The 20,269-nt window shown below is 71.8% G+C and carries 17 protein-coding genes, 1 tRNA gene and 1 pseudogene; 10 read left to right on the forward strand and 9 right to left on the reverse strand.

The window, feature by feature from the left end; all coding sequences use genetic code 11:
* The first annotated feature begins 63 nt into the window (after window positions 1-63).
* The 5 genes from ACIA8O_RS13125 to ACIA8O_RS13145 all read left to right on the forward strand — a co-directional run bounded on the left by ACIA8O_RS13125 (window position 64) and on the right by ACIA8O_RS13145 (window position 4,478).
* The gene (locus ACIA8O_RS13125) at window positions 64-396 is read left to right on the forward strand and encodes a hypothetical protein (protein ID WP_396293780.1); all 333 of its coding nucleotides are present in this window, start codon (window positions 64-66) and stop codon (window positions 394-396) included.
* A gap of 137 nt (window positions 397-533) precedes the next feature.
* Window positions 534-935 carry a hypothetical protein gene (locus ACIA8O_RS13130; RefSeq protein WP_396293781.1) on the forward strand — a complete coding sequence of 134 codons (402 nt, stop codon included), beginning with the start codon at window positions 534-536 and terminating at the stop codon, window positions 933-935.
* Between the two features lie 703 nt (window positions 936-1,638).
* Window positions 1,639-3,486, forward strand: coding sequence for a hypothetical protein (locus ACIA8O_RS13135; RefSeq protein ID WP_396293782.1), 1,848 nt, complete (start codon window positions 1,639-1,641; stop codon window positions 3,484-3,486).
* 163 nt (window positions 3,487-3,649) lie between these two features.
* Window positions 3,650-4,060, forward strand: a complete 411-nt coding sequence (locus ACIA8O_RS13140; protein ID WP_396293783.1) for a hypothetical protein — start codon at window positions 3,650-3,652, stop codon at window positions 4,058-4,060.
* A gap of 106 nt (window positions 4,061-4,166) precedes the next feature.
* Window positions 4,167-4,478 (forward strand): hypothetical protein, encoded by a 312-nt coding sequence (locus ACIA8O_RS13145; RefSeq protein WP_396293784.1) that lies wholly within the window; start codon window positions 4,167-4,169, stop codon window positions 4,476-4,478.
* A 357-nt stretch (window positions 4,479-4,835) separates the two neighbouring features.
* Here the strand turns inward: ACIA8O_RS13145 and ACIA8O_RS13150 are convergent.
* From ACIA8O_RS13150 to ACIA8O_RS13165, 4 genes are all read right to left on the reverse strand, one after another.
* Window positions 4,836-4,912, reverse strand: a tRNA-Pro gene (locus ACIA8O_RS13150).
* A gap of 143 nt (window positions 4,913-5,055) precedes the next feature.
* The gene (locus tag ACIA8O_RS13155; protein ID WP_396293785.1) at window positions 5,056-6,423 is read right to left on the reverse strand and encodes an MFS transporter; all 1,368 of its coding nucleotides are present in this window, start codon (window positions 6,421-6,423) and stop codon (window positions 5,056-5,058) included.
* A gap of 109 nt (window positions 6,424-6,532) precedes the next feature.
* Window positions 6,533-7,321: a DUF1684 domain-containing protein gene (locus ACIA8O_RS13160; protein WP_396293786.1), complete on the reverse strand. Its 789-nt coding sequence runs from the start codon at window positions 7,319-7,321 to the stop codon at window positions 6,533-6,535.
* A gap of 277 nt (window positions 7,322-7,598) precedes the next feature.
* Window positions 7,599-8,468 (reverse strand): acyl-CoA thioesterase, encoded by an 870-nt coding sequence (locus tag ACIA8O_RS13165; RefSeq protein WP_396293787.1) that lies wholly within the window; start codon window positions 8,466-8,468, stop codon window positions 7,599-7,601.
* Window positions 8,469-8,675: 207 nt separating this feature from the next.
* Between ACIA8O_RS13165 and ACIA8O_RS13170 the strand changes: the two are divergent.
* Window positions 8,676-10,450: pseudogene (locus tag ACIA8O_RS13170) on the forward strand (TerD family protein).
* A gap of 66 nt (window positions 10,451-10,516) precedes the next feature.
* On the opposite strand, the gene ACIA8O_RS13175 reads toward ACIA8O_RS13170, so the two are convergent.
* The 3 genes from ACIA8O_RS13175 to ACIA8O_RS13185 all read right to left on the reverse strand — a co-directional run bounded on the left by ACIA8O_RS13175 (window position 10,517) and on the right by ACIA8O_RS13185 (window position 14,719).
* A complete protein-coding gene (locus ACIA8O_RS13175; protein WP_396293788.1) occupies window positions 10,517-11,881 on the reverse strand; it encodes a nitrate/sulfonate/bicarbonate ABC transporter ATP-binding protein in 1,365 nt (454 codons plus the stop codon).
* Window positions 11,882-11,906: 25 nt separating this feature from the next.
* Window positions 11,907-13,631 (reverse strand): ABC transporter permease, encoded by a 1,725-nt coding sequence (locus ACIA8O_RS13180; protein WP_396293789.1) that lies wholly within the window; start codon window positions 13,629-13,631, stop codon window positions 11,907-11,909.
* A 305-nt stretch (window positions 13,632-13,936) separates the two neighbouring features.
* The gene (locus ACIA8O_RS13185; protein ID WP_396293790.1) at window positions 13,937-14,719 is read right to left on the reverse strand and encodes an IclR family transcriptional regulator; all 783 of its coding nucleotides are present in this window, start codon (window positions 14,717-14,719) and stop codon (window positions 13,937-13,939) included.
* Between the two features lie 222 nt (window positions 14,720-14,941).
* Between ACIA8O_RS13185 and ACIA8O_RS13190 the strand changes: the two genes are divergently transcribed.
* The 4 genes from ACIA8O_RS13190 to ACIA8O_RS13205 all read left to right on the forward strand — a co-directional run bounded on the left by ACIA8O_RS13190 (window position 14,942) and on the right by ACIA8O_RS13205 (window position 18,743).
* The gene (locus ACIA8O_RS13190; protein WP_396293791.1) at window positions 14,942-16,234 is read left to right on the forward strand and encodes an extracellular solute-binding protein; all 1,293 of its coding nucleotides are present in this window, start codon (window positions 14,942-14,944) and stop codon (window positions 16,232-16,234) included.
* Window positions 16,224-17,156, forward strand: coding sequence for a carbohydrate ABC transporter permease (locus ACIA8O_RS13195; protein WP_396293792.1), 933 nt, complete (start codon window positions 16,224-16,226; stop codon window positions 17,154-17,156). Before ACIA8O_RS13190 ends, ACIA8O_RS13195 begins: the two co-directional genes overlap by 11 nt.
* The gene (locus ACIA8O_RS13200) at window positions 17,153-18,016 is read left to right on the forward strand and encodes a carbohydrate ABC transporter permease (RefSeq protein WP_396293793.1); all 864 of its coding nucleotides are present in this window, start codon (window positions 17,153-17,155) and stop codon (window positions 18,014-18,016) included. Before ACIA8O_RS13195 ends, ACIA8O_RS13200 begins: the two co-directional genes overlap by 4 nt.
* Window positions 18,017-18,206: 190 nt before the next feature.
* On the forward strand, window positions 18,207-18,743 hold the full coding sequence (locus ACIA8O_RS13205; RefSeq protein WP_396293794.1) for a GNAT family N-acetyltransferase: 537 nt from the start codon (window positions 18,207-18,209) through the stop codon (window positions 18,741-18,743).
* 45 nt (window positions 18,744-18,788) lie between these two features.
* Here the strand turns inward: ACIA8O_RS13205 and ACIA8O_RS13210 are convergent, their stop codons facing one another.
* Both ACIA8O_RS13210 and ACIA8O_RS13215 read right to left on the reverse strand, forming a co-directional pair.
* Entirely contained in the window at window positions 18,789-19,154 is a 366-nt protein-coding gene (locus ACIA8O_RS13210) for a MerR family transcriptional regulator (protein ID WP_396294250.1), read from the reverse strand.
* A gap of 29 nt (window positions 19,155-19,183) precedes the next feature.
* Window positions 19,184-20,218, reverse strand: coding sequence for an MDR family NADP-dependent oxidoreductase (locus ACIA8O_RS13215; protein ID WP_396293795.1), 1,035 nt, complete (start codon window positions 20,216-20,218; stop codon window positions 19,184-19,186).
* Between the last annotated feature and the right edge of the window lie 51 nt (window positions 20,219-20,269).

A 20,269-nucleotide genomic window follows, 5' to 3' on the forward strand; every position in this document is an offset into this window, starting at 1 on the left:
GACCCGCGCCCCAGGCACATCGACGACCGGATCTCCGCCCAACTCGCTCCCGGCCGCAGGCGCGTGACCGTCCACCAGGCCGTGCCGACCCTGCGCAACGCGCTGAACGCCGCGGTGCGCCCCTGGCGGCTGCGGCACAGCGCCGACCACTACGCGGACCAGCCGGCCGACTCGTTCGAGGTCATGCTCGGCACCGGCACGCGCCGCGGCGAAGTCCCGGCCCTGCACGGGGAAGACGCCCGCCGGCCGGGCCTCGGCCAGAGGGGTGACGTCGAAATGCGGAACCCGTTTCATCTGATCATCCGGCTGACTCGCCATCGGGTTCGTGCTCGCTCTGGTGAAGTGCGAGTGGGAGATAGGCTCGGCACGAAGATTCCGAGGATCGGTCAAGGGTGAGACAAATTTTGCGCACTCCCTCTCATGGCTCCATTCATGCCCGTCGCCGTGTAACCCTGGCGGGAGTCGCTGCCTCGATTCTTCTGGTGGCAATTCCTGGCGCGCATGCAGTCCAGCGCGATGGTTTCCTACCTCCGATGAAGAGTGGACCGGCGGCGGCTCAGATCACTGAGATGTTCCCGAGGAACTGGAGTAACGACACCGGCCTGCGGGAGGGCAACGCGACGTTCGGACGCCAGCACATCGCCAGGGGCGGGAGCACCGGGAACACGCAGAATCACGAGCTGACCGCCGGTGCGAAGAGCCTGTGGGTCAAGGCCATGGACAACGTGGAGGCGGGTTCGTACATCCACCCCTTCCCCGGGGGCAGCCTGTCCACCTACCAGTACCGAGCGGATGGGGCATGGCGGACCATGTGTGTTCTCGTGGATGACAATGACTACACGTACAGCGGAACGAACTACGGTCCCAAGGGAATCATCACGGCTTACTGGGTGAACGGTCGCGTAGGCCCCAACGAATGCAGCACCACCGACTGACAACTTCCCTTCTCTGCCTCACCCCTTGGATGAAAGGATGGAGCGACGATGAGATCCTGGGAGATCGGGGACCGTGTCACGGTGACGGTGGAAACCGACCATCCCGAGGACCCCGTCGGCAAGGTCGTCATGTTCACCGCTGATGGTGGAGTAGTTGTGCGGTTCCCCCTGGCCGGGGCCGAGGTGCACGCCCCCCAGGAGCTCGCGCCGGCCCCTGGCGAACCAGAGCGCGAACAACCAGATGCCGGTCCAGCCGGTAGGGACTGACCGGCAGGCGGCTCGGTCCCGTACGCGTTGGCCTGGCCGGTCTGCACCGTCGCCGACCGCAGCGAACCACCGTCCCGGGCCCGCACGTCGCCGCGCGGCCCGGTGATCCTCCACTGATTGAGCCCACTCAGCACGCCGGTCGTGAACTCACTCACCTGGCAATGCAGTTCAACGTCCAGCTTTCGGTGGGCCGCACCGGGCAGTGCTGGGGCAACACCCCCGCCGAGTCCTTCTTCGCCACCCTTAAAGGCGAGTCGGCCGACAACACCGCACATCGGACCGTTGACAGCTGGTGCGTCATCCGTTCGCCGCAGATGCCTCGGAGACAAGGGCGATCGACGTCCGGTCCCTGGTTCTCCCCGGCGGCCCGCCGGGCTTCCCTCCAGGGACATGCCCCCACCCGCACGATTCACTTCGTGCTGCCTGGGAGCATGTCTTGCTGTTCCGCGACTCCGCGTCCGCGGTCGCCGCCGAGAGGCTGGCCGGATCACTCTTCGTGCGCCTCATCGACCAGTTCGTCCACCAGCACGGCCACAAGCCCAGCCCGTCCGAGGTGCGCTCCTGGGAGATGAGCATCCCGGCTCTGACCAACGCCCTTCTGGACGCGGGGCTGGGCATGGTGGAGGTGCTCCTCGAGTGCTCACTCCCGCTGAACAGCAAGCGCGCCGACGTCGCGCTCGCCGGCGTCCACCCGGGCACCGGCGAACCGTCGTACGTGGTGGTCGAGCTCAAGCAGTGGAGCAGCGCGCTCCCCGAGGACGGCGAGCCGCTGCTGTGCCGGGTCGACGCGTACACCCGACCGGTGCTGAACCCGATCGAGCAGGTCCGCGGCTACTGCGACTACCTGATCCCCTTCAACGGGGCGCTCACCGACCACCCCGAACGGCTGTCCGGCGTGGCCTTCCTCCACAACGCGACCGAGTTCGGCGTCCAGGGCCTCTACGAGGTGCCGCAGGACGAGCGTGGCCGGCTCTTCACCGCCGAACGGCGCGGGGAGTTCGTCGAGTACCTGCGCTCGAAGCTGAAGCCGGCCTCCGGCGCGGAGGCGGCCGACCTGTTGCTCGCGGGGAAGGTGGCCCCGTCCAGGCAGTTGATGGCCGTGGCAGCCGAAGAGGTGCGTGAGCGCGAGCAGTTCGTCGCCGGCTATGACTTCCGATCGCCCACTACGACTTCCGGTCACAATCCTGAAGACCTTCGGCGGGTAGAGCCGACGATCCCGTTCGCTCGTTCGAGTGAACGGGATCTCTGCTGTGCTCGGGCGGGGCATGCGCACGACAGACTGCTGCGCGTGACCACTATCGATGAACTCACCCAGCCCGCCATCCGCGCCTTCTTCCAGGCCCTGACGGCGAACGACCTGGCCGCCATGGCGGACGCGGTCTACGAGGACTTCGCCGCCGTGGACGGTGAGATGGACTTCGGTGTCGAGGATGTCCTCATGTACACCGCGTCGTACGAGCTGTACGACCAGAGCGAGGACGGCCTCACCGTCGGTCTGGTCGCCTGCGGCCGGATGGGGCGGGCCCAGAGCTGGGCCTTCACCGTGGAGGAGGGCTTGGTGGCCGGGGTGGTCATCACCCCGAACGAGAAGATCCCGCAGGACTTCGTCCTGTCCGCCAACTCCCGGTCCAGCTTCCACCAGGTCCCGGTGGTCGACCACGAGAAGCTCGCGCGGGAGGAGGAGGCGCGGGCCTTCGCGGAGACCACCGACCAGGACGGCCGTACACACCTGCGGGGGACGGCCCGGCGGCTGGACCTGCTCGGCAAGTACTACGTGCACCTGTGGGACCGGGGCGCGGGTGGCACGATCGACTGGATCAACACGGGCGAGCAGGCCGTGGACCCGGACGTCTTCCGGACGGCCGGCAGCCCGGCCTCCGGCGACATGGTCAGCAAGGGCGGCAAGAGCAAGCTGAACTCCAGCCTCACGGTCGAGGTCGGCTGGGCCGACACCTACCAGAAGGCCACCGTGCGGTACGCGGCCAAGCCGTACCACGCGGACTCGCTGTTCTGGATCGAGGAGAACGTCCCGGGCTGCACGCTCCGGGTGACGGGGACCCTGACCCTGACCGGCCCCGGCGGCACCGTGGTGAGCAGTGAGACGATGACCGTCGAGAGCGTCAAGAAGCCCTATCTCCTCTCCTGGAGCCGCGAGTTCGCCCTCGCCGACCTGCCGGTCGGCGACTACACCCTGACCCTGACCAGGACGGTCAAGACCGGCGGCCGTTGGAACGACCGCCTCCGGGTCAAGCCGCACAGCGTGACCTTCCGGGTCGGCCGCTGACGACCGGTGGCCTTGTCGTGGCAAAGCTCGGGTGCGATCGAATCTGACGCAGTCGTGGGCGAAGCCTCGGCCGTTGGGGGTGCGGCTGCCTGAGGTCGTCGCACGGTGACCTGGGATCCGGTGTCCGTGGCCGGTCGGGCCGCCGGGTCGGAGCGCCTGCTCGGTGTCCGCGGCGCCGGAGCGCGACCCACCCGGGAATCCCCAACGGCCTGTCTTCCCCGGTGCCCGCGGGTTCACCGTCACCCTCGACGGTCAGGACGACGAGGGACTGCGCCTGCTCCTTTCCGGCACCTCGCGTCTCGTGCGGATGGACCAGCGGAACTTCCAGCTCGACTCCGCCGGACACGTCCTCACCCTCGGGCTCGTCCGGGCCTTCCACCCAGCCGTCACCGCCGCCGATCACGAGAGGGCACTCGCCGCACTGACCACGGGAACCGCGGCAGGGTATCTGCTTCAAGTCGCCCCGAGGGACGGGGAGAACTTCCGGCTGCACATGCCCGACCAGTGGCCCGACGAACCGAAGCCCCTGGCGGCCACGCCACTGGAGCTTCCAGGGCTGGCACAACCACGCTGATCACAAGTCAAGGGATCACCGCAGGCCAGCGGGGGTTTCGGGGGAGTGGTGGTCGGGTTGTGGTCGTGCCCCTGGCCCATCGTGAGCGGGCGAAGCAGGATGGGTGGTGCCGCTCACCGCACCCGCCTGCCTGAAGGTGATCGTCATGCGTGCCCACCTTGCGGTGGGACGTGTCTACCGTCGCTGCGGCTGCCACGACCTGCGCCACTTCGCCGTCACCACCGCCCTCGACGAAGGCGTCGAGATGACCATCGTCTCCAAGACGGTGCGCCACTCCACCTTCTCCACCACCGCCAACCTCACCCGCCGCGCAGCCCGCCAAGCCGTCGACGCCATCGCCCACGCCCTCGACCGCGAAGAACGACGCCGCTCCCGAAAACCGAAACAACGTCAGACGGGCTACGCCCGAGCAGCATGACCACCCATCAATGACGACCACGAAAGACGGCCGCCCGGCGCGTAAGCGAGGTGAATGCCGGCGACCAGGTGCGGCGGACACTGAAACCGCGACGGACCGTGCCCGCCGCGGCCTTCCGGTGTGCCCTGATGGATCGGTGAGGCAAGGAATATGGCGCTCCCTCAGCTCAGTCAGCCGCGCTGAATGCACCTGGGCGGAGTTCGGCCAACAGCCGATTCGGAATCGCTCCGCTCGGCGGCCGCGTTCGCCAAGCCCTCACGGCGTGGCCTGTGCCGGAGGACGACCACTGGACGGCCACCTACGGAGAAAGGCCGCTCCCACCATGCGGTGGAAACGGCCTCCGACCTGCGTAAACGCTGGTCGGGACGACAGGATTTGAACCTGCGACCCCTTGACCCCCAGTCAAGTGCGCTACCAAGCTGCGCCACGTCCCGTGGTCCGAATGCTTCTGCCTTGCGGCTTCGACTCTCCGACCTTGTCCCCGGTGTCCCGGCGACGTGGAAAACAATACAGCACCGGGAGGGGTGCTCGCTGCCAGGTTTCCGGGGTCGGGGGCGGTGTGGTGCAGGTCAGGGGTTCAGGGGGTGGGGTGGCGGGCGTCGTAGCGGAGGAAGGCGGGGCGGCGGGCTGCGAGGAGGAGGATGGCGGCCACGCAGGCGAGGCCGCCGATGAGGAGGGCGGTGGTGGTGGAGGTGAGGGAGGCGGTGGTGCCGGCGAAGAAGTCGCCGAGGCGGGGGCCGCCGGCCACGACGACGATGAAGACGCCTTGGAGGCGGCCGCGCATGTCGTCGGGGGCGCCCACCTGGAGGATGGTGTTGCGGAAGATCATGCTGACGGAGTCGGCGGCGCCGGCCACGCCGAGGGCGAGCAGGCCGAGCCAGAGGTGGTTGGAGAGGCCGAAGACGGCGATGGCGAGGCCCCAGGCGGCGACGCCGGCCACGATGGCGGCGCCGTGGCGGTGGACCCGGGTGATCCAGCCGGAGAAGAGGGCGCCGGCCAGGGCGCCGACGGCGGGGGCGGACATCAGGAGTCCGACGGTGCCGGGGCCGCCGTGGTAGACGGTGAGGGCGACGGCGGGGAAGAGGGCGCGGGGCGAGGCGAGGAGCATCGCGATCAGGTCGGCGACGAAGCTGGTGCGCAGGTTGGGGCGGCTGCGCAGGAAGCGGAGGCCGTCGAGGACCGAGGCCCGCTTCCGGGTGGTGTCGGCGGTGCCGTCGCCGGGGAGCATCGCGGGCAGCCGCCACATCGCGTAGAGGATGCCGCTGAAGGCGAGGGTGTCGATCAGGTAGGCGGACTGGACGCCGGAGGCGCCGATCAGCAGGCCGCCGATCATCGGGCCGACGGTGGTGCCGAGGTTCATGCTCATGCTGCCGAGGGCGTTGGCGGCGGGGAGCTGATGGGCCGGCACCAGGCGGGGGATCATGGCGGAGCGGGCGGGGGAGCTGAGGGCGAAGAAGCCGGCCTGCACCGCGACCATGGCGTAGAGCAGCGGTACCGAGCGCAGGTCGAGCAGGGCCTGGACGGCGAGTACGGCGGAGGTGGCGGCGAGTCCGGCCGCGCCGAGCAGGCCGAGCAGGCGGCGGTCGACGGTGTCGGCGATGGCGCCGCCGAAGAGGCCGAGGACGATCAGCGGGACGAGCGAGAAGAGGCCGACCAGTCCGGTGGCGAAGGTGGATTCGGTGAGCCGGTAGACCTGGACGGAGACCGCCACGGCGGTCATCTGCTGGCCGACGGCGGAGACCACCTGGCCGGTCCAGACCCGGCGGTAGTCGGGGTGGTCGCGCAGCGGGCTGAGGTCGGCGAGGGCGAGCCGCCGCAGCCGCTGCCAGCGCCCGGGGGAGGCGGCGGAGGCTGGCGGAGCGGCGGCCCCGGCGGGAGCGGACGGTTCGTCAGGCGGCGGCGGGACGGACTGCGAGGAGGTGGGATGCGTCGACACGCGCTTCATCCTCACCCACCCCGCAGCCCGTGGACGAACGGTTTCTGCCGGACTCCGTCGGATCCCCGTCGGATCACCGCCGATGCACCGAGGCCCCGCGGCGACCGCGAACCGGCTGTTACTTCGTCAGGACCTGCTTCTCGCCCGCCTCGACCACCAGCGGCAGCCGGTTCCCCGGCGGCGGGAACGGGCAGATGAAGTGGTCGGCGAAGGCGCACGGCGGCAGGTAGGCCCGGTTCAGGTCGAGTACGGTGCGGCCGTCCTCGTCCGGGGCGGGCAGGGTGATGAAGCGGAAGCGGTAGCTCTCCCGGCCGCTGCCGGCGTCCGCGATCACGCCGCTGAGCTGGTCGCCGGAGCGGCTGACGGTGAGGGTGTGGGGCTCGCCGGCCAGCTGGAAGGCGATCTGGCCGGTGGTGGCGAGCGGGCGCTCGCGGCCGTCAGCGTTCTCCACCAGGACGTCCTGGTCCTGCTCGAACGGGGTGAAGACGGCGGGCACCGCCCAGTCCGGCGAGTAGGGGAAGGCGGAGATCCCGGCGAAGCCGAGGCGGCCCTCCGAGCGGGGGTCGAAGACCCGCAGCGCGAGCTCGCCCTCGCGCTCGATCGGCACCAGCAGCACCTCACCGAGCGTCAGCAGGTCGGCGCCGGGGGCGGTGTCGGGGGTGAGGCGGCGGGTGCCGTCCACCGGCCCGCCCTCCGCCCCCTCCAGCGACAGGCCGTCGGCGGCGGAGGCCTCGACGTGTACGGCCCCGTCCGCGGCCCACCAGCGGCCGGGGAGGCCGGGCACCTCGGCGGGCTCGGGCTCCAGCCAGTGGGTGCCGGTGAGGGCGAGTGCGCCGTGCGGGGCGCTGACGCTCGCGGTGCGGCGCTCCGTCCAGTGCTTCCACTCCTGGGCGGCGGTGTCGGTCATGTCGGCTTCCTCCCTCGGGTCGCCGGGCCCGGCCCGGGGTACGGGCGGGCGCCGGGGGTGTGGCCCGGGTCCGGGAGTGGCCGGAGCACCGGGGTACGGCTCGTGCTCAAGGTCGAACGCGAACCGTACCCCGGGTCTTCCGGCTGTGCGTGACCGACATGGTTCCGCAACGGCGCGCGACGGCCCGCAACACCACCGAACCGTCCCGCAACACCCACGCACCACGGGGCAACGCCCCGTCAGGCGGACGACGCTCCGTCAGGCGGACGACGCCCCGTCAGGCCTTGCGGCTGGAGAGCGGGCGGAACAGGCCCTCCTGCATCACCGACACGACCAGCTGCCCGCTCCGGTCGTAGATCTGACCCCGCGCCAGGCCGCGCGCGCCGTGCGCGATCGGGGACTCCTGCTGGTACAGCAGCCACTCGTCGGCCCGGAACGGACGGTGGAACCACATCGCGTGGTCCAGCGAGGCCATGTCGAAGTTCCGCACGCCCCAGAGCGGTTCGACCGGGGCCCGGACGGCGTCCAGCAGGGTCATGTCGCTGGCGTAGGTGAGGGCGCAGACGTGGATCAGCGGGTCGTCGGGGAGTGCGCCGTTGGTCTTCAGCCAGACGCCGCTGCGCGGCTCGACCCCGACCAGCTCCTCCTTGCTCCAGCGCAGCCGGTCGACGTACCGGATGTCGAAGGGCTGGCGGCGGCTGATGAACGGGGGCAGCTCGCCCAGCTTCTGCCCGACCTCGTCCAGCGCGCTCGGCACTTCCTCCGGCCCGGGCACGGCCGGCATCGTCTCCTGGTGTTCGATCCCGCCCTCCTCGGGGACGTGGAAGTCGGCGGTGAGGGCGAAGATGCTGCGGCCCTGCTGGATGCCGAGCACCCGGCGGGTGGTGAACGAGCGGCCGTCGCGGATCCGGTCCACCTGGTAGACGATCGGCACGCCGGGCACACCGGGGCGCAAGAAGTAGGCGTGCAGCGAGTGGACGGGGCGGTCGCCGTCCACCGTGCGCCCCGCCGCCACCAGTGCCTGGCCCGCCACCTGGCCGCCGAAGGTCCGCTGCAGGGCCTCCTCCGGGCTCCGGCCGCGGAAGATGTTGAGCTCGATCTGCTCCAGGTCGAGCAGGTCCACCAGCTGGTCGACGGGGGTGCCCATGGGTCACCAGTCCTCTCTCGCCCGGCCCGTCGCGTACCCGTCCGGCCCGGAACTCTGTTCGTTCTACCGAGAAGTCTGCACACCGACCCGGCATTCCCGCCCGCCCGGTGTCAGCTCCGCCGACGCCGGTTCCCCCGGCGAGTTGTGCGGAGAGTGTGTCCGGGGGCTTGGCCGGAGGGGCCGGAAGCCGCGATGCTGTCGGTCGTGATGCGAACTTCCCCGGCCGTCGAACCGGCGACGAACGATCCCGCTCCGGACTGGGCGGTGGTCGACGTCGAGACCTCGGGGCTGCGGCCCGGCCTGCACCGGGTGCTCTCGGTCGCGGTGATCACGCTGGGCCCGGACGGGCGGCAGACCGGCGAGTTCTCCACCCTGCTGAACCCGGGCTGCGACCCGGGCCCGGTGCACATCCACGGTCTGACGCCGCAACGACTGCGCGGCGCCCCCGCCTTCGAACGGGTGGCGGACCGGATCGGACGGCTGTTGGCCGGCCGCGTGATGGTGGCTCACAACGCCCAGTTCGACTACGACTTCCTGGCGCAGGAGTTCGCGTTGGCCGGGGTGGCCATGCCGGTCGGCCGCCGGCTCTGCACCGTGGCGCTGAACCGCCGGGTGGGGACGCCACCGAGAACCTGAAGCTGGGCACGCTGGCGGCCTACTACGGGGTGCCCCAGCGGAAGGCGCACGACGCCCTGGACGACACCCGGGTCCTGACGGGGGTGCTCCGCGGTTCGTTGGAGGAGGCGGCCCGGCTGGGTGTGCCGCTGCCGCTGGTGGAGTGTCCGCCCAGGCGCGTCTCCTCCTTCCCGGCGAGGCCGCCCAAGGCGCCCTGTGCCTTCCGCAGCCCCGGCCGCTACCGGCCCGGCGGCTCCTTGGTGCAGGGGACGAAGGTGGCCTTCACGGGGGAGACGGACCTGCCGCGCGAGGACTTGGTCGGCCGGGCCGTGGCGGCCGGGCTGAACGTGATGACCTCGGTCAGCCGGCACACCGGCCTGCTGGTGGACAACGGTTGGGGGGACGGCTCGGCCAAGTCGCGGCGTGCCGTCGCCGAGGGGGTTCCGGTGCTCACCGAGCGGGACTTCCTGGCGCTGCTCGGGAACGTCGAGCCGGGGGAGCCGCACACCGCCTCTGCCGTCTCCCCCGCGGTGGCTCCGGCACGGCGGCGGGAGCCTCCGGCCGCCGGGGCGTTGACGGGGCGTCGGGTGCTGGTCCTCGGTGGTCCGCACGACGCCGCCGTCGAGGCCCGCACCAGGGTGGTCGGCCTCGGCGGCGCCGCCGCGGTGAACCTCTCCAGGGGCGTCACCGACGTGATCGCCCTGCCCGGGGCCGAGGACGACCGGCGGATGGTGCGGGTGACCGCACTCGGCATCCCGGTGCACCGGCCGGGCTGGCCCGACTCCGCCCGCCCCGAAGAGGTTCCGCCGTCCGGAGCCACCGGGGCCGCCGAAGCGGCCCAGGTCCTCGCCCGAGGGGGCGTGATCGACCTGCCGGTGTCCGCCGAGGGGGAGCCGTGGACGGTCAACGCGTCCTGGGCCCAGCTGACGGACTGTGAGGTGGACGTGGTCGCGTTCAGCGTGGACGAGGACGAGCAAGTCGGCGCGGACGAGGACTTCGTCTTCTACGGTGCGCCGCTCAGCCCCGACGGGAGCGTCGAGCTCGCCGTCGACGGCCCGACGGAGCAGGCGGTCAAGGTCGCCCTGGACCGCCTGCCCGACGGGGTGCGCAAGGTCGTGGTGGCCGCGGCGTTGGACCGGCGGGCGACGTTCGGAGAGCTCGGTGCGGTCGAGCTGACGATCACCGAGGGCTCCGGCGGCAGGTCGGTCGCCCAGGCCACTCTGGACGCCGCCACCACGGAACGCACGTTGCTGCTGGCGGAGTTGTACCGCCGCGGCCCGGTCTGGCGGGTGCGTGCGGTCGGGCAGGGCTACGACCACGGGCTGGCGGAGCTGGCCCGCGGGTACGGGGTGGACATCGCGGACTGACCCCCCGTCGAGCCGTGGCAGCCCGGGCCGGTGGCCGCCCGGGCCGGTGGTCGCCCGGGGTGCCGGTCACCGGCCGGCCGCGCCTCCGACGAGCCGGTACTCCTCGCGGTCGGCGGTGTAGGTGAAGAGTTCGGCGTACCGGCCCCAGTCGGTGGCGGTGGCCAGCTGACGGTCGGTCTGCTCGCGGGTGAAGTGGTGGGCGAGCAGGTCGCGGAAGAAGCCGGCCCGGAGGGTGCCGTCGGGGGACTGGCGCAGGCCGGCGGCGATCAGGCGGATCAGCGGGACGGTCACCGCGCCGGTGGCGAAGAGCCGCTTGGAGTCCTGGACGGAGGCGGCGGCGAAGGCGGTGCCGTGCTCGGTGAGGAGGAGTTCGTCGCCGGTGAGGGTGGCGAAGCCGAGCAGGTCGAGGGCGTCGACCAGGGGGAGCAGGTCGTCGGCCTCCAGGCCGAGGTCGTCGGCGAGGTCGGCCAGGTCGCGCTGGCCGCCCGCGTGGGCGACCAGTTCGGCGAGCCCGGAGAGGCCGTCGACGCCGGCGGACGGGAGCGGGGTGTTGGCGGTGGTGCGCGGGGCGGGCTCCGACGAGGCCGGGGAAGCGGTGTCGCGGCCGGTGAGGGTCCGGTAGACCTGGTCGACCAGGGACTGGAAGGCGGGGGAGGTGCGGTCGCGGGAGCGGCCGGGGCCGAGTTCGGCGCCGGGCTCGAAGACGGCGCGGACGGTGCCGTACGGGCGGGAGCCGAGCACCACGACGCGGTCGGCCATCAGGACGGCCTCCTCGATGTTGTGGGTGACCAGGACCATCGCCCGGGTGGGGAAGGTGCCGGACTCCCAGAGCTCCATCAGTTCGCCGCGCAGGTTCTCGGCGGTCAGTACGTCCAGCGCGGAGAACGGCTCGTCCATCATCAGCACGTCCGGCTCGACCACCAACGCCCGTGCGAAGCCGACCCGTTGGCGCATGCCGCCGGAGAGCTCCTTGGGGTAGGCGGCCTCGAAGCCGTCCAGGCCGACCAGGTCGATGGCGCGGCGGGCGGCCTCGGCCCGCTCGTCCGCCGGTAGTCCCCGTGCCTCCAGGCCGAGTTCGACGTTCTGCCGCACCGTCAGCCAGGGCAGCAGGGCGAAGGTCTGGAAGACCATGGCCGTCCCGGGGTTGGCCCCGTTCAGCGGGGTGCCGCGGTAGTGGACGCTGCCGGAACTGGGGGCGACCAGCCCGGCCAGGCAGCGCAGCAGGGTGGACTTGCCCGAGCCGGAGCGGCCGAGCAGGGCGACCACCTCGCCGGCCCGGATCTCCAGGTCGATACCGCCGAGGACGGGGAGTTCGCCGTCGGCGCCGGCGTAGGTCTTGGTCAACTCGACCGTTTCCAGCAGCAGTTCGCCGTCGACGGCGGGGGTGAGGGGAGCGGTGGGACGGCGCGGGCGCAGCAGGGTGAGGTTCACGGGAAGCTCCAAGCGGAAGGGAAGTTCAGAGGGCGTAGCGGACCCGGGCGAGCCGGTGCAGCGGCTGCCAGACCACGCGGTTGAGCACGATGACGTACAGGCTCATCACGGCGACCCCGGCCAGCAGGCGCGGGAAGTCCCCGGCCGAGGTGGCCTGCGCGATGTAGGCGCCGAGGCCGGTCGCGGTGAGGGTGGTGGCGCCGAAGGTGACCACCTCGGAGACGATCGAGGCGTTCCAGGCGCCGCCCGAGGCGGTGATGCCGCCGGTGACGTAGGAGGGGAAGACGGCGGGGAGGATCAGCCAGCGCCAGCGCTGGAGGCCTCGGACGCCGAGGTCGTCCATCGCCTCGCGCAGGTCGGTGGGGACGGCCATCGCGCCGGCGATGGTGTTGAAGAGGATGTACCACTGGGCGCCGAGGGCCATCAGCAGCACGCCGCCGACGTCCAGCGAGAGGCCGGTCCGGAGGAAGAACCAGACGGCCAGCGGGAAGAGGAAGTTGGCCGGGAAGGAGGCCAGCACCTGGACCACCGGCTGGGCGATCCGGGTGAGCTTCGGCGAGCCGCCGATCCACACGCCGACCGGTACCCAGACCACCGTCGCGGCTGCCACCAGCACCACCACCCGTGCCAGGGTGGCCAGTCCGAGCAGCAGCGGCTCGCCGAGGACGCCCAGCCCGGTGCTCCGGTGCAGGTAGCCGCCGAGGTCGTACAGGCCCCAGGCGATCAGGCCGCCGGTGACCACCGCGAAGACCGCGTCGCCGGCCTTCCGGCGGCCCGGCGCCACCCGCAGCGGCCGGTCGTCGACGCCGAAGACCCGCCCGGCCCGGGAGCAGAGCAGCCCGACGGGGCGGAGCCAACGGCCGAGCAGCGCAGGCCAGTTGGAGCGGCGCAGCAGGTCCAGGACGGCCGAACGCTGGGGCTCGCCGGCCCCCGACTGCTCGTTCTTGAAGCGCTCCGCCCAGGCGGTGAGCGGGCGCCAGAACAGGAAGTTGACCCCGGTCACCATCACGGCCATCGCGAGCACCGCCCAGCCGACCTTGCCGAGGTCGCCGTCGGCGATCGCCGCCCCGGCGTAGGAGCCGACGCCCGGCAGGGCGTAGTCCTGGCCGCCGATGGCGATCATCTCGGAGGCGACCAGGAAGAACCAGCCGCCGCCGAAGCTCATCATGCCGTTCCAGACCAGGTCGATCGCCCCGGAGGGCAGCTCGACCTTCCAGAACCGCGTCCACCGAGTGAAGCCGAACGACCTTGACAGTTCGTCGAGTTCACGCGGCAGCGAGGTGAGCGAGCGGTGGAACGCGAAGGTCATGTTCCAGGCCTGCGAGGTGAAGACGGCGAACACGGCCGCGCACTCCGGCCCGAGCATCGAGCCGGGGAAGAGCGCCAGGAAGCCGGTCACCGCCACGGTCAGGAAGCCGAGCACCGGCACCGACTGGAGGATGTCCAGAGCCGGGACCAGCACCTTGCCGAGCCGTCGGCTGCGCGCGGCGGTGTAGGCGAACACGAAGGTGAAGACCACGGCGGCGGCCAGCGCGGCGAACATCCGCAACAGGCTGCGCGCCGCGTAGTACGGGAGCCGGGCCGGATCGGTGTCGATGCCGAGCTTCTCGCCCGGGGTGAAGGAGACGGTGGTGCCGTGGCCCACGCGCAGCGCGGCGTAGAACAGCAGCAGGACGCCGGCCGCGACGGTGACGTCGGTCAGCGAGAAGCGACGGCGGACGGACGGAGCGGGGGTACGGAAGAACGACATGACGGAACGACCTCCGCCCGCACCGGGGCGTGCGCCGACGAGGCGCCGATGAGGCGCGGGCGCGGGGGTGCGGGGTGCTACGGGAAACGATCAGGGAGCGACGGGGAGGAAGCCGGGACTGGGCGGTTCGTTGCGCATGGCTTGCCTCCCCTCGGGATCGTTCGTCGGCACGGGTCGGTGTGCACGGGTCGGTGTGCACGGCAGGGCGAGACGCCCGTGCCGGTCCGTCCCGTCGAGTCTGCCCCGGGCCCGCCCGGATGGGCAAATGGCTCGTCCGCCCGGGCGTGGCGTGAGGACGACGACGCTCAGTGCCGCGAGGACCCCAGTGCCCGGGAGACCCGCTGGGCGGTGGCCGCCACCGCCGGCCCGAGGACGCGCACCCGGGCCGCGGTCACCCGTGAGGTCAGGCCGGAGACCGAGAGTGCCCCGGCGACGGTGTCGGTGTGGTCGAAGACGGGGGCGGCCACGCACCGCACCTCGGGCTCGTTCTCCCGGTCGTCCACCGCGTAGCCGCGGGCCCTGATCCGCGCCAACTCGGCCCGCAGGGTGGCGGGTTCGGTGAGGGTGCGGTTGGTGCTCGGTGGCATTCCGGCCGCCACCACGGACGCGAAGGCGTCCTCCGGGAGCCAGGCCAGCATGGCCTTGCCGACGGCGGTGCGGTACATCGGGGCGCGGCTGCCGATCCGGGAGGCCATCCGGACGGCGGTCTCGTTCTCCACCTTATCGATGTAGACCACGTGCGGCGGGTCCGGGACGCACAGGTGCACGGTGCCGCCGACCTCGTGCATCAGCCGGTGTGCCTGCTCGGCGGCGACGGTGCGCAGGTCCAGGCCGGAGAGGTAGGACTGGCCGAGCATCAGCGCGCCGGGGCCCAGCCGGAAGTGTCCCGACTCCCTTTCGCGGCTGAGGAGTTGGGAGTCGAGCAGTGGCTCGGCGAGCCGCAGCACGGTGCTCTTGGACAGGCCCAGCGCCTCCGCGACCGCGGTGAGCGAGAGGCCGGTCGAGCCGCCCGCGTGGTCCCGGACGTACTCCAGCACCGCGAGCGCCCGGCGCAGCGAGGCGGACTGGTTCCGCTGCGTGACCTCCACCGGCCCTCCTCAGGTGCCTCAAGAAATCCCCATGAACGACCCATGAACGGACCGTCGGATTCATCGGACCGTACGCCAAGGACCACACCCGTACCAGCTACGCGGCACACAGTTTTGCACTGCACAACATTCGCCGGGGCGTCTTGCCGCCACGCCGGGCGGGTTCCTACCGTCACCGCTCACCTGCCCTACCAGCGCTCTACCACCTCCCGAGGGGGTTCCGTGAAGCTGTCCCGTCTCGTCCTGTTCGCCGCTGCCGGTGCCGTGTTGGCCGCCTGCGCGCCGGGCACCGCCTCCAGCACCAAGTCGGCCGACCAGCAGACCGGCACCCTCAAGGTCTGGCTCTACGACGAGGCCAACCGGGCCCCGAAGGAGAAGGTGGTCGCGGCCGCGGTCGCCGACTTCAAGGCCGCCCACCCCGGCTCCGACGTCGAGGTGTCCTACATCCCGACCGATGCCGGACCGCGCGCCGAGAAGATGAAGGGTGCCTTCAACGACCCGGCCAGCGCGCCGGACGTGGTGGAGTTCGGCAACACCGACCTGTTCGGCTACGTGGCGGCGGGCGGCCTGGCCGACCTCACCTCCGAGCTGGCCGGCTGGTCCGAGGGCGGCGACCTGCCGGCCGACCTGCGGGACACCGCCGTGGTGGACGGCAAGACCTACGGCCTGCCCTGGTGGCTGGGCGTGCGGGCGCTCTACTACCGCACCGACGTCTTCACCGAGCTGGGTCTGAAGGCCCCCACCAGCTACGCCGAACTCGCCGACGCGGCAACGAAGGTGAGGGCCGCCAAGCCCGAGCTGCTGGGCATCGCGGTCGGCGGCAAGTACACCTTCGGCGCGCTGCCCTTCCTCTGGGCCAACGGCGGCGACCTGGCGGCCAAGTCCGGCGCCAAGTACGCGGCGGCGGTGAACTCCGACGGCTCCAAGGCCGGGGTGAAGGCCTACACCGACCTGTTCTCCGACGCGATCTGTCCGGCCCAGCGCTGTGCCGACCTCACCGGCGGCAAGACGGTGGAGGCCTTCGCCTCCGGCACCGCGGGCATGGCGATCCTGCCCAACTCCTCGCGCAGCGCGGTGGAGGCGGGTGCGGCCAAGGGCAAGTACGCCGTGGTGCCGCTGCCCGGCGCCGCGGCCGGCTCGATCGCCCCGGCGTTCTCCGGCGGCAACGACCTCGGCGTGCTGAAGTCCACTCAACACCGCACGCTGGCAGCGGACTTCCTCAAGACCCTGGGCGGCAAGAAGCACCAGCTGGCGCTCTTCGACGCGATGGGCACGCTGCCGACGCTGACCAGCGCCCGTGCCGAGGTGGTGGCCAAGGAGCCGTGGCTCAAGCCCTTCACCGACACCATCGCGGCGGGCACCAAGTTCGTGCCCAAGGACCAGGCCTGGGCGAAGATCGACGCCCAGGCGGTGGTGCCGACCATGCTGCAGAAGGTGATCACCGGCAAGGCGGACGTCACCACCGCCACCGCCGAGGCCGCCACCGCGATGAACGCCGCCTTCGATGGCAAGTGACGCCCTGACCGTCGCCGAACCGGTGAAGGCACCGGCCACCGTGAGGCGCAGGCGGGTCCTGACCCCGGTCTGGCTGCTGCTGCCCGCCGCGGTGGTGCTGCTCCCGCTGTTCGGCTACCCGCTCTACCAGCTCGGCCTGCTCTCGGTGCTGGACTTCGGCCAGCCGCAGGCCAGCGGCGGGGTGCCCGCCGCGTTCGTCGGCCTGGCCAACTACACCGAGCTGCTGGGCAAGTCGCAGTTCTGGGAGGTGCTGGCGCAGACCCTGGTCTTCGCGGGCGGCTGCGTGGTCGCCACCCTCGCGGTGGGCGGCGCGCTGGCGGTGCTGCTGACCAGGGTCGGCCGGCGCTCCAAGCTGTTCCTGATGTTCGCGGCGCTCGGTGCCTGGGCCGCCCCGGCGATGACCGGCTCCACCGTCTGGCTCTTCCTGCTGGACACCAACTCCGGTCTGGTGAACGACGTCCTGGGCATGACCGGCCACAACTGGATGTACGACAAGTGGCCCGCCTTCGCGGTGGTCGGCGCGGTGGTGGTCTGGCACTCCTTCCCGTTCGTGATGATCACCCTCTACGCGGGCATCCAGGCCATCCCGGACTCGGTGCTGGAGGCGGCCCGCCTCGACGGCGCCTCCACCTTCACCACCGCCCGGCTGGTGATGCTGCCGATGCTCCGGCCGCTGCTGGTGATCGTGGTGATCCAGTCGGTGATCTGGGACTTCAAGGTCTTCACCCAGATCTACGTGATGACCAGCGGCGGCGGCATCGCCGGCCAGAACCTGGTGCTCAACGTCTACGCCTACCAGGAGGCCTTCGCGGCCTCCGACTACAGCCTGGGCGCGGCGATCGGCGTGCTGATGACGCTGATCCTGCTGGCGATCACGGCGCTCTACATCCGCGCCCTGCGGCGCTCCGGGGAGGAACTGTGACCACGCGGACCACGCGGGCGACGCGCAAGGGCTCCCGCCGGCTCGCCAACTCCCTTGCGGTGCTGGCCGGTCTGGTCACCGTCTTCCCGCTCTACTGGATGGTGCTGTCCGCCCTCAAGCCGGACGGCGAGCTCACCTCGGCCCACCCCCGGCCGTGGACCTGGGCGCCGACCCTGGACAACTTCCGGGACGCGCTCGGGGTGAGCGGCTTCGGCCGGTACTTCCTGAACAGCCTGCTGGTGGCCGTGGTCGTGGTGGTGCTCTCCGCCGGGGTGGCCTTCCTGGCGGCGGTGGCGCTGTCCAGGTTCAAGTTCCGGTTCCGCACCACCGTGCTGGTGATGTTCCTGGTGGCGCAGATGGTGCCGATCGAGGCGCTGACCATCCCGCTGTTCTTCCTGATCCGCGACCTCGGCACGGTGGCACCGGGGCTGGGCCTGTCCACGCTCGGCTCGCTGATGCTGGTGAACCTGGCCTTCTCGCTGCCGTTCGCGGTCTGGATGCTGCGCGGCTTCGTGGCGGCGGTGCCGGAGTCGCTGGAGGAGGCCGCCCGGCTGGACGGGGCGAGCCGCTTCACCATCCTGTGGCGGATCCTCTTCCCGCTGGTGGCACCGGGGTTGGCGGCCACCTCGGTGTTCTCCTTCATCATGGCCTGGAACGACTTCGTGTTCGCCCGGACCCTGATCCTGGACACCGACCACCAGACCCTGCCGGCCGCGCTGATGGTCTTCTTCAAGCCGGACGAGAACGACTGGGGCGGCATCATGGCGGCCTCCACCCTGATGACCCTGCCGGTGCTGGCCTTCTTCGTGCTGGTGCAGCGTCACCTGGTCTCGGGGCTGGGAGGTGCGGTCAAGGACTGACGGCCGGGAGCGGGGCCGGTGCGCCCTCTCGCGCCGTCCCGCTCCCGCTTGCCGCACCCGTGCGAGCGTGAGCACATCACATCCGGGGGCGCGGGCGCGCGCGACGCACCGTAGGTGGATGAATCAGGACAAAAAGGGTGTCCGCGAACAGGGGCTGACGACTCGTCCGGGTGCGCACTAGGGTGACGGGATGACTCAGAAGAGCGTGGAGTTGCGGCCGGTGCGGGAGAGCGACCTGCCGGTGCTGGAGCGGTTCTCGACCGAACCCGAGACGGTCGGCGAGTACCAGTGGATGGGCTGGGAGAACCCGGGCCGCTGGCGTCGCCAGTGGCAGGAGAACGGCATGCTCGGCGAGAAGCACGGCCTGCTGATGATCCAGGGCGACGGGGAGCCGGCCGGCTTCGTCTCCTGGCGCGAGGTCATCTGCTGGCGCGGCTCGTCCTGCTGGAACACCGGGATCTCCCTGGTCCCGGAGGCCCGCGGCCGGGGCTACGGCGCTCCGGCGATGCGGCAGCTGGTCCGCCACCTCTTCTCGCACACCCAGATGGTCCGCGTCGAGGCCGCCACCGAGGTGGCCAACGTCCCGGCCCAGCGCGTCCTGGAGCGGGCCGGCTTCACCCGCGAGGGCGTCCTGCGCAGCGTCGCCTTCCGCAGTGGCCAGTGGTGGGACGGCGTCGGCTACAGCGTGCTGCGCGGTGACGAGAGCTGGCAGTCCGACACCTACTGACGAGCACTCGCCCCGCCTGCCCGCCTCCCCCGGTTCGCCTGCTGCTCAGCTGCTCAGTCGCGCGGCGAGCGCCGTACGGAGCGCCGTCAGCCGGGCGATCTCGGCGTCCAGGGCGGCGAGCCGGCGGTCCACCACGGCGGCGGCGGGGGAGGGCGGACCGTCGGCCCGGGCGCAGCGCGGCGGCGGCTGCTCGGTGAGCAGGTGCAGCCGCCCGGCGCAGGCGCGGACGTCCTCGACCGTCAGCCCGAGCGCCAGCAGCTCCCGCACGGCCCGGATGCGGTCCAACTCCTGCTGCCCGTACTCCCGTTGGCCCGAGGTGCTGCGCCGTGGCGCGACCAGCCCCCGCTCCTCGTAGAACCGCAGCGCCCGCGGCGTTGCTCCGGTGGCCGCCGCCGCGTCGCCGATCCTCAACCGGTCCGCCATCCCCGCCGCCCCTCCGGTCAGACTCCGACCAGGACGGCCCCCAGGTGGTGACCGTCGATCAACTCCCGCAACGCTCCCGGCGCCCGTTCGATGCCCGGCAGCACCACGTGCGGGAAGGTGATCTCCCCGGAGCGCAGCCAGCCGCCGAACCGCTCCGTCCACTCGCCCGCCACCCCGGGGTGGTCCCCGCCCCGGTAGCCGCGCACGGAGACGCCCTGGACCACCAGCCGGAAGCTGTCCAGCGTCACGGGCGCGCTGCCGCCCCCGGCCCGGTCCGCCGCCAGCTGCCCCGAGACGGCGCCGACCAGGGCGAACCGGGCCCCGGGCCGCGCCAGCCGTACGGCGGCGGCCAGCTGCTCACCGCCGACCGTGTCCACCAGTACGTCGATCCCGTCCGGCGCCGCTTCGGCCAGCCGTTCGGCGAAGGACCGCCCGTCACCGCGCAACACGACGGTGTCGTAACCGAGTTCGGCCGTCAGGCGGTCGGCCTTGGCCGCCGAGGAGGTGGTGCCGATGACCGGCCCCGCGCCGAGCAGCCGGGCGATCTGCCCGGCCAGCGAGCCGACACCCCCGGCCGCGCCGGTCACCAGGACGGTGTCCCCGGGCCGGACCTCGGCCAGCCGGGTCAGGGCGCCGTACGCGGCCTCGCCGGAGGAGAGCTGGGCCACCGGGTCGGGCAGTGCCGGGTCGAGCGGTGCGCAGTCGGCGGCGTCCAGCACGGCGTGCTCCCGCCAGCCGGCCAGGTGCGAGACCAGGTCGCCCGGCCGCAGAGGCCCGTCCGCCGGGGCGGCCAGCACCTCCGCCACGGCGGGTCCGAACAGCGTGCCCCCGGGTCGTAGTTGCGGCAGCGGCACGCCTTCCGTCTCACCGCCGATCAGTGTGCGCAGGCCGGGGAAGACCAGGAAGTACCGGTTGCGCACCAGGACCTGGCCGGGGCCGACGGCCGGGAGCGGTGTCTCCGTGACCGTGAAGTGGCGTGCCTCGGGCAGCCCTTCGGGGCGGGCCAGCAGGCGGACCTCACGGGTGACGGTGGGCAGGGGGACAGGGCTCATCGGCGTGCTCCAGGAGTTCGGGAGCGGCGACGGTAAACCCTGACGCGCGGG

The sequence above is a fragment of the Kitasatospora sp. NPDC051853 genome, from assembly GCF_044452665.1.
Taxonomy (GTDB): Bacteria; Actinomycetota; Actinomycetes; order Streptomycetales; family Streptomycetaceae; genus Kitasatospora.